The organism is Legionella cherrii, assembly GCF_900635815.1.
Classification (GTDB): Bacteria; Pseudomonadota; Gammaproteobacteria; order Legionellales; family Legionellaceae; genus Legionella; species Legionella cherrii.
The window spans coordinates 727,049-741,332 of record NZ_LR134173.1 but is presented as its reverse complement, the minus strand read 5'-3'; the positions used below and the strand labels follow the sequence as shown (position 1 = coordinate 741,332).

Genomic DNA, 14,284 nt, shown 5'->3' with positions numbered 1-14,284 from the left:
ATGTCTAAGAATATGTTTATTAAAACAATAAAAATTCGCACATTTTTTTTACTGACATCAACCTTTTTTCTTTGTGAGTGCACCACCGCAGTTAATCCTCCACAAATGGCAACACCGGCCCCAGTAACGACTCCTAAAGTGGAGAACAAAAAAATAGCGAATCCTTATTCCAAACCTACGGCAAGTTACCTCACACAGGCCAAAAATCAAGAAGGCAGTGAAAAGCAACAATCATTAATCCGTGCAGCAGGACGTTTGATTTCAGAAGGCCAATGGCGACAAGGCGCTGCTATTTTAGCACAGACTTCTGACTTAACACCGGCGGCTATGAATGAAAAAAATCTTTTATTGGCGCAAATTGATCTCATACGGGATCGCCCGCAAATGGCATTAAGTAAATTAACCCGTATTACCGAACGTGATGCATTTGCACCATACCAAAAGATTCAATTTCATGAGCTATTGGCACAAGCTTACCGTGGCACAAACAACCTCTTGGAATCGATTAATGAACGTATACACCTTGAATCGTTGTTGACTGACGAAGAGAGCCAAGCCACTAATCGTCGTACATTGTGGTTAACTTTGACTCATGTGTCACCAGCGGAATTAAATTCTTTGACTGCTAAGGCATCCGAACAATCGGTTTTACAAGGTTGGCTGCAGCTTGCATTAATTTCGCGTAAGTATCGTGATGATCCCAAGTCTTTAATGACTGCTTTAGAACAGTGGCAATCTCATTTTAGCACTCATCCGGCAAATCATATTTTACCTAATCCATTGGATTCAATTGCCAGTAAAATGCATACCCCACCGAAACATGTCGCTCTATTACTCCCCCTAAGCGGTGCTTTACAGGGTCCAGGAACTGCAGTACGCGATGGATTTATGGCCGCCTATAAAAAAAATAACAGCAACACCTCCATGCAGGTGAAAACCTATGATACCAGTAAAGGAGATGTTGCTTCTTTATACAAAAATGCGATCAGTGATGGTGCTGATTATGTTGTGGGTCCGTTGACAAAATCACAAGTCGCGGTAGTAGCTGCATTAGAACATCCTGTTCCTACCTTGTTATTAAATGATGCGGATACGAGCATCCAGGAAAATTCTTATTCATTTGGACTTTCGCCAATAAATGAGGCAATCCAGGTAGCGATCAGAGCAAAAAACAAGGGGTATAGTCGTGCATTGATTATTGCACCTGGAAATGATTGGGGTAAAGAGGTGAGCAAAGCCTTTTCACAACAATGGCAAAAGAGTGGTGGTCGTGTTGTTGATACTTTTTCATATGGTTCAAATGATGATTTGAATAAAAAAATGAAGGATTTTCTGCAAATCAGCAACAGTCAGCAACGCGAGAAAAAAATAAGGGAGTTACTCGGGCAAAAAATCCAACCTGTTATGAGCAGGAGACAAGATTTTGATATGATATTTCTATTAGCCTACCCGTCAAAAGCACGTCAAATTATGCCGTTGCTCAATTATTATTTTGCGGGAGATGTTCCCGTTTATGCTACTGCCAGTGTCTATGGTGGTCAGGCTAACCCGTTGAAAGATAAAGACCTTGATGGGATTATTTTCTGCGATATTCCCTGGGTTTTCGCACACCAGGCGGGTACACGCAATTGGCCAGAACAATTTAATAGTTATAATCGTTTGTATGCTTTAGGAATAGACAGTTATACTTTGGCCACCCAATTGAATCAATTGATGTTATTCCCCGCGGATCAATCGCGTCATGGCGATGGTATTTTATATCTCAAGCCATCACAACACGTTGCCCGTGTATTGGAGTGGGGACAATTCAAACAAGGACTAGTGCATTCATTGGGTGAGACAGTGTAATTGATAACGCAAGAGAAAGGACGCATTGCTGAAGAGAAAGCTTTAGCCTATTTAAAAACACAAGGACTTAAATTAATTACGCAAAATTACAGGTGCCGGCTGGGCGAAATTGATTTAATTATGCGTGACAAGGAAGCACTGGTGTTTATAGAGGTCCGTTCGCGAATTTCCACCCAGTTTGGTGGGGGGATTGCGAGTGTTACTTATGCAAAAAGACAAAAAATAATCAAGACAGCTACCCTCTTTATGCTAGAACATCAAAAATATGATCAATTTGCTCTTCGTTTTGATGTGATTGGCATTGATGGCAAATCAGCGTCCATTAATTGGATAAAGGATGCATTTGGGGCGGATTATTGATTAAGCTACCTGCGGATTGCTGCTGAATTGGATGTAGGTTGGGCTTTACCCCAACAAAAACTCCATATTGCATGAAAGGAAATGTTGGGCCCAAGGCCCAACCTGTATCTTAGTGAAAACTGATTAGGGATAACACTTCTGGTTGTTCTTCCTACAGGTTACAATTTTTTAATGAAGTAGAGGTTTAATATGATGGTACAAATGGAAGAACGAGTAAGGCATTTATTTGGTATAAACATAGAAACCAAAATAGCGCTTGCTGATTCTTTATCTGATTTGATTGCCAGGGCTGGTCAACGTTTAGTGAATTGTTTGCTTGCAGATGGAAAAATATTATTGTGTGGCAACGGGGGCTCAAGTGCCAACTGCATGCATTTTGCCAGTGCGATGTTGAATCAATTTGAAGTTGAGAGGCCTTCTCTGCCCGTAATCAATTTAAGTACAGACGCAACCAGCTTAAGTTCTTCTGCCAATGACAATCATTACAGTCAAATTTTTGCCCGACAAATTCAAGCGCTTGGGCAAGAAAATGATGTCTTGCTTTTATTAACTACATCAGGCAACTCAGACAGTATGCTGTATGCCCTGCATGCTGCTAATGAACGAGGCATGGATGCAATTGCTTTGAGTGGACGCGATGGAGGTGTTCTCGCAAACCATTTAGGCCCTGAGGATATCGAACTGCGTGTTGCATCGGATAATTCAGCACGAATTAGAGAAATGCATCTGTTCATCTTACATTGCTTTTGTGATTTAATTGACCAATCATTATTTGGTCAAGTCATGGGATAAAAAAATGAGATTTAAATTAAGATCGCTTGCTTTTGTTTTAGCGGCTACCCTGTTAACAGGTTGTGTCGCAGCAGTAGTAACTGGTGCAGTGGCCGGAATGGTTTATGACCGGCGTGGGGTTATCACTATGGAAGCTGACGCACGACTATTTCATGTCATTCATAAAGCCATTGTAACAAACCGTCAGTTTAGTGATTCACGAGTTCTGGTGACCAGTTTTAATCGTGTGGTATTGCTTGTTGGGCAAACACCTACCTCCTCTTTACGAGATTTGGCTGAAAAAATTGCACGAGGAACCCCCGGAGTACATCGCGTATATAATGAATTATCGGTCGGATATCCTATACCGCTTACTGCTCGTTCGAATGACAGTTTGATTACCAGCCAAGTTCGCACCAGATTGCTGGCTAAAAAGGGTCTGGAGTCGGGCTCCATCCGGGTTGTAACTGAAAATCGAGTGGTGTATCTCATGGGTATCGTTAACGATCACCAAGCAGCGCTTGCCGTAGATGCGGCACGACGAGTTAATGGCGTGAATAAAGTGGTTAAAATTTTTCAATACATTCATTAAAATAAAATGTTAAAACAAGGATGTTTTGCTCTATTACTAATCTTCGTTCTCTGTTTGTCTGGCTGCATAGGCAGCTTATGGACAGGCGCTACTATGGTTTACGATAGACACGATGTGTATAAAAAATTGGATGATTACAATTTATTCCTTAAAGTGAATAATGCAATCACTGTAGATAATGCATTTAAAAATAACAGTTGTGTCATTGATATTGCTATTTTCAATGGAGATGTCTTGGTGGCTGGCCATGTTCCTACCGCTGAAATGTTAGCCGAGTTACAACGACGATTGGCTACAGTAAAAGGTTATCGACGTTTATTTAATCAAGTCAGGGTAAGTTCTTCGGGACCAAATTCGATGCAAGACAGTTGGATAACCGCAAAAATTCGCAGCCAAATTTTCGCTGATGGTTCTATTGATCCGAATGCGTTTAAGGTCGTGACTTCGGATCGGGTTGTTTATTTAATGGGAGATGTACATCAAGAGCAAGCCGAAAAAGTCATTAATATGGCAAGACAAACCAGTGATGTTGCGCGTGTGGTAAAGATTCTTAAATATTATACTTATCAAAATAATCCGGTTGCTTAATCCTAAAAAAGCAGTGGATGGAAAAGAGACATACATCCATCTGCTTTTTTAGGATGCATGAATTAATGGAAATGTCCTTTGTCAGGTCGTTTACGCATTTTCCTCAATTTAAATTGCCCGTAACAATCCCGTAGAACCATTTATTCCTTCTTCATCATTTAAGCCATTACTTTGATTACAAGGGTGAGATCTACAGTGTTGTCGATATTCTAGATGATGTTTATTATGTTTATGATGTAACCCATCGCTATAACGAGCGAGCATTTTTTGTTGCAGACCGGCTGCAGTATGTTGGATCTTATCAGGCATGTTCTTTCCTTTTGCGAGGTTAATAACACTACTTATTACCTGAGTTGCGATAATAAGTTCCACACTCTAATTATAGACGCTAAAATCTGTTGTTTGCGGCATTCGGCGGGATATAAATACACGTTTAAGGGAGTACAGCATGAATTATTTACATACGATGGTTCGGATTTCCAATTTGGAAGAGTCACTCGACTTCTATTGCAAGAAACTGGGTTTAGTTGAAGTCAAGCGTACAGACTATGAGAAAGGCCGATATACATTAATATTTCTAGCATCACCGAATGATTTAGAACACGCCCAGCAGGCAAATACGCCAATGCTTGAGCTTACGTTCAATTGGGATCCAGAGGATTATCACGAAGGACGTAATTTTGGCCATATAGCGTATCGAGTAGAGGATATCTATGCTACATGTCAGCGATTAAAAAATGCAGGGGTAGTGATTAACAGGCCACCGCGAGATGGGCGTATGGCGTTTATACGTTCGCCAGATAATATCTCTATCGAATTGCTCCAAAAAGGGGAGCCCTTGCCTATCCAAGAGCCCTGGGCATCGGCACCAAACATAGGTCACTGGTGATAAAGAATCATCCATGTATAAAATATGGCATTGCTTATTCAAATTGATTGCTTTATAATTCGCGCGGTGAAACGTAGGTGAATATGTGAACAAACAACTAAGTAAACGTGGTATTGTGCGACTATGGTGTGTGCAATCGGGTGTTACATTGGTTTTTGCAGCTTTATGCGCACTTGTATATGGTGCAAATGCAGCAAGCTCAGCTTTGCTTGGCGGCATAGTTTGTATTGTTCCTAATGCATACTTTGCAAGCAAACTGTTTAAGTATCAAGGTGCACGTTCAGCCAAGCTGATCGTAAATAGTTTCTACAAGGGCGAAGCCTTAAAGATAGTTATATCCATATTCCTATTCACCGCGGTGTTTTTACTGGTTAAGGTTACGCCGCTAGCGTTTTTCGTATCCTACATTATGATACAGATGACGCATTGGTTTGCCCCGTTGATTATTGTAAATAAACAGAATAGGCCTGAAAGTGACTGAAATGGTATCTAGCACAAACTACATCAAGCATCATTTAACGTACCTCACTTATAACGTTAGTGATATGAAATTGGGTTCGGGTGGTTTCTGGACATTGAATCTTGACACACTGTTTTTCTCAATTGTTTTAGGGATTTTTGTGTGTGCGCTCATGTATTTTGGTGCGCGTAAAGTCACAACAGGTGTCCCCGGCAAGTTACAGAATTTTGCCGAGATTATGCTCCAGTTTGCAGATAATCAGGTCAAAGATTGCTTCCATGGCAAAAATAATTTAATTGGCCCCCTCGCGCTAACCATATTTTTATGGGTTTTCCTCATGAATTTTATGGATATATTACCCGTAGACATTTTGCCAGCAATTGCACAGACTGGTGGTATACATTACCTTAAAGTGGTACCAACTAACGATTTGAACTTAACCTTTGGTTTATCAATTTCGGTATTCATTCTTATCATTTTTTACAGTATTAAGATAAAAGGGGTTAAGAAGTTCATAAAAGAGCTTACCTTACAGCCTTTTAATCATCCAGGATTTATACCTTTTAACCTGTTGCTTGAAGTAGTTGGTCTTGTCGCCAAGCCCATTTCACTGGCACTGCGGTTATTTGGAAACTTATATGCAGGCGAATTGATATTCATATTAATCGCCCTGTTAACCTTAAATGCTGCAACATCATCAACACTGGGTACTGCGACCTTGGGCACAGCACAATTTATTTTGGCGCTGGCTTGGTCAATATTCCATATATTGGTAATTACATTGCAAGCATTTATTTTCATGGTGCTAACGATTGTTTACTTGAGTTTGGCACACGAAGATCATTAACCGATTTAATTTTCATCCATTGTAAAGGGGATAAATATGCAAGCCGCTAGTTTAATAGCACAAGTTCAAAGTATGACCGTTGTTGCGGTTGCCTTGTTAATTGGTTTGGGTGCATTGGGCACAGCGATAGGATTTGGTTTGCTTGGTGGCAAATTCCTTGAAGGCTCAGCCCGTCAACCAGAAATGGTTCCAATGTTACAAGTAAAAATGTTCATCGTTGCTGGTTTGTTAGACGCCGTAACCATGATTGGGGTGGGTATCGCATTGTTCTTTACTTTCGCAAACCCTTTCCTAAGCAACCTGGGTTCTTGATAACACATAATCAGGGCGCAAAGCGCCCTAATTGTTACAGGAGATTAAACGGTGGAAATTAATTTAACACTAATTGTACAAATGCTAGTTTTCGCAGCGTTTGTTTTGTTTACCATGAAATTAGTATGGCCTCCATTGGCAAAAGCCATGGAAGAACGACAAGACAAGATTGCTGATGGCTTAGCTGCTGCTGAACGTGGTCGCAAAGAATTAGAATTAGCACAACATCGCGTAAAAGATGAGTTAAAGCAAGCTAAAGTTCAATCAGCTGACATTATTGAAAAAGCAAATAAGCGTGCTGCGCAAATAATCGAAGAAGCAAAAGAAACAGCAAAACATGAAGCGCAAATGCAAGTGAAATTGGCACAAGAGCAATTACAGCAACAAATCAATCATGCAAAAGATGAGTTGCGCAAACAAGTTGCACACTTAGCCATAACAGGCGCTGAGAAAATTTTAAAGCGCGAAATAGATGCTAAGGCAAATACTGCATTGTTAGATAACTTGATAGAAGAGATTTAAAATGTCTGATAGTACCACCATAGCCAGACCCTATGCTAAAGCGATTTTTGAATATGCTTTAGGGGAAAAAAAATTAGCTGAGTGGTCAGCACATTTGAGAAATCTTGCGCAAGCTGTGTTGACGCCAGAAGCTGAATACTTTATTGCTAATCCTGCAACAACTGTAGAACAGCATATGGAGTTGTTGCACGCAGCAATTGGTGCAAAATCAAATGAAAACAAGCCATTAAGTAATTTAATTAACTTACTGGCTACCAATAAAAGATTGATGTTGCTACCCGATATTTATGCACTCTATGAAGCACATCGCGCAGAGCAAGAAAAAACTCTGGATGTTGATGTAAGCAGTTTCTCTGATTTATCTAGTGCACAACAACAACGATTAATCGAATCTTTAAGTCAGCGCTTGCAGCGTAAGGTCTCGTTAAAAATCAATATTGATCCTTCCTTGCTTGGTGGAGCAATAATTCGAGCGGGCGATTTAGTTATAGATGGTTCAGTTCGTGGCAAGCTTAATAAGCTAAACACTGAACTGGCTGCATAATTTAGAGGATAGTTTCCATGTCAGAACAAGTAGCATTAAATCCTTCTGAAATCAGTGAATTAATCAGAAAGAAAATAGAACACTTTAGTGTAGTATCTGAAGCACGAAATGAAGGTACTATTGTTAGTTTAAAAGACGGTGTTGTGAGCTTACATGGCCTTGAAGATGTAATGGCTGGGGAAATGATTGAATTCCCAGGCGGGGTGTATGGGCTTGCTCTTAACCTTGAAAGAGATTCAGTGGGCGCGGTTGTTCTTGGTGAATATTCTTCTTTAGCCGAAGGCCAAAAAGGTAAATGTACTGGACGTATTCTTGAAGTTCCAGTAGGTAAAGGACTTTTAGGCCGCGTTGTTGATGCATTAGGTAATCCGATTGATGGTAAAGGACCAATCGATGCTGCAGGCATGTCCCCCATTGAAAAAGTAGCTCCTGGCGTTATTGCACGTAAATCAGTAGATCAACCTGTTCAAACTGGATTAAAAGCGATTGACGCGATGATTCCTGTTGGACGTGGTCAGCGTGAGCTTATCATTGGCGACCGCCAAACAGGAAAAACTGCGATTGCTATTGATGCGATTATCAACCAGAAAGGTACCGGCGTTAAGTGTATTTATGTTGCCGTTGGCCAAAAAGCTTCTTCTGTTGCTGCTATAGTACGTAAGCTTGAAGAGCACGGTGCTTTAGAGCATACCATCGTTGTCGTCGCAGGTGCTTCTGATTCCGCTGCGTTACAATTTATTGCTCCTTATGCTGGATGTACTATGGGTGAATACTTCATGGAGCATGGCGAGGATGCATTGATTGTTTATGATGATCTCACAAAACAAGCTTGGGCATATCGACAAATATCCTTATTATTACGCAGACCACCAGGCCGTGAAGCTTATCCTGGGGATATTTTCTATTTGCATTCACGCTTATTAGAAAGAGCTGCACGAATAAATGCTGATGAAGTAGAGAAGCTGACTAAGGGCTCAGTAAAAGGCAAAACAGGTTCATTAACCGCATTGCCAATTATTGAAACCCAGGCTGGTGACGTATCTGCATTCGTACCAACTAACGTTATTTCCATTACAGACGGCCAGATATTCCTTGATGTGGATTTGTTTAACTCAGGTGTTCGACCTGCAATTAACTCAGGCTTATCTGTATCTCGTGTGGGCGGTGCTGCACAAACCAAAATCATGAAAAAATTAGGTGGCGGTACGCGTTTGGCACTTGCACAATTTCGTGAATTGGAGGCTTTCTCCCAATTTGCTTCCGATCTTGATGATGCGACCCGTAAGCAATTAGAACGCGGGCAGCGAATTACTGAGCTGATGAAGCAAAAACAATACTCTCCATTATCTGTTGCTGAGATGGGTACAGCATTGTTTGTAGTTGAAAAAGGTTATTTGGATGATGTGCCTGTAAACGAAGTTGCAGCATTTGAAGCGTCATTACATGATTATATGCGCAGCTCACATCCTGATCTGTTACAACTGATCAATGAAGCAGGTGCTTACGATAATGACATTGAAGCAAAATTGAAAAAAAGCTGTAGAAGACTTTAAGCGTACAGCAAGTTGGTAAGTCAATTTAAGGCGAAATGATATTATGGCTGGAGCAAAAGAAATCCGTTCGAAAATTTCGAGTATTAACAAAACTCGAAAGATTACTCGTGCGATGGAGATGGTGGCAGCAAGTAAGATGCGTAAAACTCAAGAGAGAATGCGCGCATCTAAGCCGTATGCCAGTAAGATCTACAGCGTAGTAAAGCACATTGCGCGCGCGCACTCAGAATACAGACATCCGTTTATGACCCATCGCGAGATTAATCGTATTGGTCTTATCGTTGTTACTACCGATCGGGGTTTATGTGGTGGTTTAAACGTAAACCTGTTACGTGAAACAGTTCGTACTATTCGTAACTGGAAGGAACAAGGCAAAGAGGTTGATCTGGCAGTTATTGGCCGTAAAGGGCAAGCATTTTTTAAGCGTGTTGGCAGTAATGTTCTTGGTTCTGTGGACCATCTTGGTGATACGCCAAGCATTAATGACATTATTGGCATTGTGAAAGTGATGCTTGATGCATTTAACAACGGCAGCATTGACGCACTGCATGTGGTTTACAACGAATTTGTTAACACCATGACGCAAAAACCGGTGGTGAAACAATTACTACCATTGCCAAAATCAGAAGACGACAGCACGACAATGGGGCATCATTGGGATTATATTTATGAACCTGATGCTAAGGAATTGCTGGATAATCTTTTAGAACGTTATATCGAATTACAGATTTACCAAGCAGTTGTTGAAAACATTGCTTGTGAACAAGCGGCTAAAATGATTGCAATGAAAAATGCAACCGATAATGCCGGTGATTTGATTAAAGAATTTCAATTGGCTTATAACAAAGCACGACAAGCTGCAATTACGCAAGAATTGGCAGAAATTGTCGGTGGCGCAGCCGCTTTATAAGAGGGTATAAAATGAGCTTAGGAACTGTAGTAGAAATTATTGGCGCGGTTGTGGATGTGGAGTTCCCCCGTGAGAATGTCCCTAAAATCAATGATGCATTAAAACTTGTTGATGGTGATTTGGTTTTTGAAGTACAGCAACAACTTGGTGATGGTGTAGTTCGTACTATTGCTATGGGAACAACTGAAGGACTTAAACGTGGTTTGCGCGCTGAAAATACAGGCAATCCTATTCAAGTACCTGTTGGCAAGAAAACCTTGGGTCGAATTATGGACGTTCTTGGTCGCCCAGTTGATGATGCGGGCCCAATCGGTGCCGAAGAGCATTGGTCCATTCACCGCAAGCCACCAAGCTACGAAGAGCAAGCAGGCAGTCAAGAATTGCTTGAGACAGGTATTAAAGTAATTGACTTACTTTGTCCTTTTGCTAAAGGTGGAAAGGTAGGTCTGTTCGGTGGTGCGGGTGTAGGTAAAACCGTTAACATGATGGAACTCATTCGCAACATCGCGATTGAGCACAGTGGTTACTCAGTATTTGCCGGTGTGGGCGAACGTACTCGTGAAGGAAACGACTTCTATCATGAAATGAAAGATTCTAATGTATTGGATAAAGTATCATTAGTTTATGGTCAGATGAATGAGCCACCAGGTAACCGTTTACGTGTTGCATTAACTGGTTTGACTATGGCGGAGAAATTCCGTGATGAAGGCCGCGATGTGTTACTGTTTGTCGACAACATCTATCGTTATACCTTAGCTGGGGTTGAAGTATCTGCTCTGTTAGGCCGTATGCCATCAGCGGTGGGTTATCAACCAACATTGGCTGAAGAAATGGGGATGTTGCAAGAACGTATTACTTCAACTAAAACAGGTTCAATTACCTCAATTCAAGCGGTATACGTACCTGCTGACGACTTAACTGACCCATCTCCTGCAACGACGTTTGCTCACTTGGATGCTACTGTTGTATTGTCGCGACAAATTGCTGAATTGGGTATTTATCCTGCAGTAGATCCTTTAGATTCAACTTCTCGACAATTGGATCCGCTCATTGTCGGACAAGAACATTACGATACAGCTCGACGTGTTCAACAAACATTGCAACGCTATAAAGAATTAAAAGATATTATTGCGATTCTTGGTATGGATGAATTATCTGAAGAAGACAAGCGTGTTGTTACGCGTGCTCGTAAGATTCAAAGATTCTTGTCACAACCATTCTTCGTTGCTGAAGTATTTACTGGTTCCCCAGGAAAATACGTATCCTTAAAAGATACAATTAAAGGCTTCCAAGGTATTCTCGCCGGTGAATATGATGATTTACCTGAGCAAGCATTTTATATGGTTGGTAGCATTGAGGAAGCAGTTGCTAAAGCTAAGACCTTATGAGGTAGGCAAATATGACTAGAACAACGCACTTAGATATTGTTAGTGCTGAACATGAAATATTCTCCGGTGTGGTGGAAATGGTTGTCGCAACCGGAGAATTAGGTGAAGTAGGCATTACAGCAGGTCATGCGCCTTTGCTTACCGTCCTCAAACCAGGTGAAGTACGAGTTACCTTACCTGGTGGCCACCAAGAAATTTATTACGTTCAAGGTGGAATGCTGGAAATTCAGCCTAACAGTGTTACTGTTCTTGCTGATGTGATTGAGCGTGCCGATCATCTTGATGAATCCGCTGCACTTGCTGCAAAAGCCCAAGCTGAAGCTGCAATGGCCAACAAAGGCGGTGAAATGGATTATTCAGTTGCTGCTGCAGAATTAGCACGTGCTGTTGCCCAAATTCGTGCGATTCAAAAAGTAAGAAAGACCATCAAGTAACAATCCCCTGTCCAAGAGATACCCCTTTATTTGGTAACCTGGGTAAAGCACAGTGAAACCCGGGTTACTATTCTTCAGCTGATACAGCAAAACATGCGAATGCAGAAGTGGTAAAGGGGGCATATTTCTGTAATGAATTACAGATTAAATGTTCCGTATGATTGAAATTTTAACGATTATTTAAGGATAAGACTGTGACACAATACCTACGACATTTTATCTTCACCACCGCATTGTTTGTATCGATGACATGCTATGCTGTCGATCGCAATACGTGTACTCTTGCTGATAATGGAAGTTCTGACCAATCTCAAGCCGGTCAGACTTATTCAACTACCTCTAACTGCACGGGTACACACCGTTCTGAGGTGACGACAACTGCAAGTGCCCAACCTTCTACGGCGATAATTACCTGGCCCAGCTCTAATAGCGGCTCTGCACAGGCAGACATCACGGGAAATGGTGTTGGTAGCTTTGTCGCAAATGCTATCGATAGTTCAGGTCATCCTGTTAGCTATACATTTAAAATCAGTGGACCTGGAACCATTACTGGCACTCAAACGGGTACATTCAACTTAACTGGAGTAGACGCAACTACGGTGATCACAATAACAGCTGTAGCAGATGATGCTACGCCCGTAGTTGGAGCCCCCATTACTGTTCAAGTGTCTAATGTACCAACTAAAGTACTTTATTTTTACAATAATACGTCTGAGCCCATCTACCCGGTTATCGAGGCACCTATCCTGCCCGTTGATACGTGGATGCAAGCTCAATTTGCAGTAACAGATCCCAGCTACACCTTCACAGCAACCCACTTACATCGAGTTTATGTTAATGGAATCCATGGCATCCCTCCAATGCAGTCTGCATTAGTCTCAGTCCCTTTTTATAGCTATTTAGTTCCTAATCCGACTGGAGGCAATACCGCGGATCAATATGTCGATTGGTGGTCTTCAATGCGTGTCTATATCTACGATGTGCAATCCTACCTGATCCAAACACAAAGTGAAGCCGGTGTCAGTCCGGTGACTTTGTTTACACCCGGCCCGACCTGTATTAGTGGTTGTTCGCAAACCAGTGTATATAGTGCGACAAGCATCATGCCAACTAATGATCCGCAACAGCTCACTGAATATACTTTTGCAGCAGTAGTACCTACTCAACCACTTCCGTATTCCATTGATCGTACAATCGTTAATTATGATTATTCAGCGGTTGATCAAGTTTACTTGCCGGTGGCAATGGAGCCCTACGGGGCAAACCAGCTCGGTTATACTGGAACAGTTGTGGATCTAACCAGTTTTAGAAGTAGTCTGAACACCTTTTTATCTGGAACACAATGGCCCGTTTATGCAGGGCTTCCTTATCCCAGAATTCCCGGGGCTTTTAATGTTGTCATTGGCAATTCCCAATTAACCAGTACTGCCGCACAAACTGCTGCACTTACTGCATACTGGAACAATTGCAGCACGAATCCAGCCAGTCCGGATTTTGCCAACTGTATTGCGGTATTTAATTTGTTTGATGCCAATTATTTCGCTTGTAATGGTACCCATTTAAGTGGGCCAACTGCTCTGCCAGTAGAAAATATATATGGGTACATTGCGTTTTGTGCTACACCTTTACCGAGCAGTGGCGCTGGATTCGATGCCTATACAGCACTGCAGTATAACTACAAAAACCATTCAAGCTATGCACAGGATTTTAATTCCTATACTTCGCTAATACATCAAGCGCTGCAAATGAACGTTTATGCGTATTCCGTAGATGACGCGGTAGGTTTTATCAGTACTTTAGGCAATGGACTTGTGATCACCGTTGGTGGCGCGACAGGGTTACCCAATTCCCAACAATACAATCCGCAGCAGGTGATAACCGTTAGTCCAGGCACTCCCGCAGTAGGCAGTCCTTTCCCTGTCTTTACCCATTATGGTGTATGTTCACAAACGGCGTCATCTAGCCTTGGCAGAGGGAGCTCATTTAAATTCCAACTTCCAAGCACGTCTTTTCCTTGTGTCATCACTCTAGAGGATTCACTTAAAAGACTTTACCATTTCACGCTGAAAGCTCCTGCGCCATTAACATCAACAGCAGCAGATATCAGTTGTGCTGCAGAAGATCAGCCTTGGTGTAGTAGTGTAGTGGTTACCTCGGCACAAGGCATAAGTACTGCACAACCTAATCCATAGTGTATGTATAAAGGATGGCGACACAAAGTCGTCGTCCTTCATTTCGTTACAAACCAATCCTCTGTCCTCACAAT

The 14,284-nt window shown here is 41.7% G+C and carries 15 protein-coding genes and 2 pseudogenes; 16 read left to right on the top strand and 1 reads right to left on the bottom strand.

Annotation, left to right across the window (positions count from 1 at the left end; all coding sequences use genetic code 11):
• The 5 genes from EL022_RS03150 to EL022_RS03130 all read left to right on the top strand — a co-directional run bounded on the left by EL022_RS03150 (position 1) and on the right by EL022_RS03130 (position 4,159).
• Positions 1-1,848, top strand: coding sequence for a penicillin-binding protein activator (locus tag EL022_RS03150; protein WP_237761359.1), 1,848 nt, complete (start codon positions 1-3; stop codon positions 1,846-1,848).
• 3 nt (positions 1,849-1,851) lie between these two features.
• On the top strand, positions 1,852-2,208 hold the full coding sequence (locus EL022_RS03145; protein WP_028381456.1) for a YraN family protein: 357 nt from the start codon (positions 1,852-1,854) through the stop codon (positions 2,206-2,208).
• Between the two features lie 192 nt (positions 2,209-2,400).
• On the top strand, positions 2,401-3,000 hold the full coding sequence (locus EL022_RS03140) for a D-sedoheptulose-7-phosphate isomerase (protein ID WP_028381457.1): 600 nt from the start codon (positions 2,401-2,403) through the stop codon (positions 2,998-3,000).
• Positions 3,001-3,004: 4 nt separating this feature from the next.
• A complete protein-coding gene (locus EL022_RS03135; protein WP_028381458.1) occupies positions 3,005-3,571 on the top strand; it encodes a BON domain-containing protein in 567 nt (188 codons plus the stop codon).
• A gap of 6 nt (positions 3,572-3,577) precedes the next feature.
• Positions 3,578-4,159, top strand: coding sequence for a BON domain-containing protein (locus EL022_RS03130; protein WP_028381459.1), 582 nt, complete (start codon positions 3,578-3,580; stop codon positions 4,157-4,159).
• 62 nt (positions 4,160-4,221) lie between these two features.
• On the opposite strand, the pseudogene EL022_RS03125 reads toward EL022_RS03130, so the two are convergent.
• Positions 4,222-4,468, bottom strand: a pseudogene (locus EL022_RS03125) (hypothetical protein).
• A 139-nt stretch (positions 4,469-4,607) separates the two neighbouring features.
• Here EL022_RS03125 and EL022_RS03120 point away from each other — a divergent pair.
• From EL022_RS03120 to EL022_RS03070, 11 genes and pseudogenes are all read left to right on the top strand, one after another.
• Positions 4,608-5,048, top strand: a complete 441-nt coding sequence (locus EL022_RS03120) for a VOC family protein (protein WP_028381461.1) — start codon at positions 4,608-4,610, stop codon at positions 5,046-5,048.
• An 85-nt stretch (positions 5,049-5,133) separates the two neighbouring features.
• Positions 5,134-5,529, top strand: coding sequence for a F0F1 ATP synthase subunit I (locus EL022_RS03115; protein WP_028381462.1), 396 nt, complete (start codon positions 5,134-5,136; stop codon positions 5,527-5,529).
• Position 5,530: 1 nt separating this feature from the next.
• Positions 5,531-6,355, top strand: a complete 825-nt coding sequence (gene atpB, locus EL022_RS03110) for a F0F1 ATP synthase subunit A (protein WP_028381463.1) — start codon at positions 5,531-5,533, stop codon at positions 6,353-6,355.
• Positions 6,356-6,391: 36 nt separating this feature from the next.
• Positions 6,392-6,667, top strand: coding sequence for a F0F1 ATP synthase subunit C (gene atpE / locus EL022_RS03105; RefSeq protein ID WP_006869493.1), 276 nt, complete (start codon positions 6,392-6,394; stop codon positions 6,665-6,667).
• 51 nt (positions 6,668-6,718) lie between these two features.
• Positions 6,719-7,189: a F0F1 ATP synthase subunit B gene (locus EL022_RS03100; RefSeq protein WP_028381464.1), complete on the top strand. Its 471-nt coding sequence runs from the start codon at positions 6,719-6,721 to the stop codon at positions 7,187-7,189.
• A 1-nt stretch (position 7,190) separates the two neighbouring features.
• The gene (locus EL022_RS03095) at positions 7,191-7,733 is read left to right on the top strand and encodes a F0F1 ATP synthase subunit delta (RefSeq protein WP_028381465.1); all 543 of its coding nucleotides are present in this window, start codon (positions 7,191-7,193) and stop codon (positions 7,731-7,733) included.
• A 17-nt stretch (positions 7,734-7,750) separates the two neighbouring features.
• Positions 7,751-9,305 (top strand): annotated as a pseudogene (gene atpA, locus EL022_RS03090) (F0F1 ATP synthase subunit alpha).
• Between the two features lie 24 nt (positions 9,306-9,329).
• A complete protein-coding gene (atpG, locus tag EL022_RS03085) occupies positions 9,330-10,196 on the top strand; it encodes a F0F1 ATP synthase subunit gamma (protein WP_028381467.1) in 867 nt (288 codons plus the stop codon).
• A gap of 11 nt (positions 10,197-10,207) precedes the next feature.
• Positions 10,208-11,584: a F0F1 ATP synthase subunit beta gene (gene atpD / locus EL022_RS03080; protein WP_028381468.1), complete on the top strand. Its 1,377-nt coding sequence runs from the start codon at positions 10,208-10,210 to the stop codon at positions 11,582-11,584.
• Between the two features lie 11 nt (positions 11,585-11,595).
• Complete coding sequence (locus EL022_RS03075; RefSeq protein WP_028381469.1) at positions 11,596-12,018, top strand: F0F1 ATP synthase subunit epsilon; 423 nt, start codon at positions 11,596-11,598, stop codon at positions 12,016-12,018.
• Between the two features lie 194 nt (positions 12,019-12,212).
• Entirely contained in the window at positions 12,213-14,210 is a 1,998-nt protein-coding gene (locus tag EL022_RS03070; protein ID WP_028381470.1) for a hypothetical protein, read from the top strand.
• Positions 14,211-14,284 lie beyond the last annotated feature (74 nt).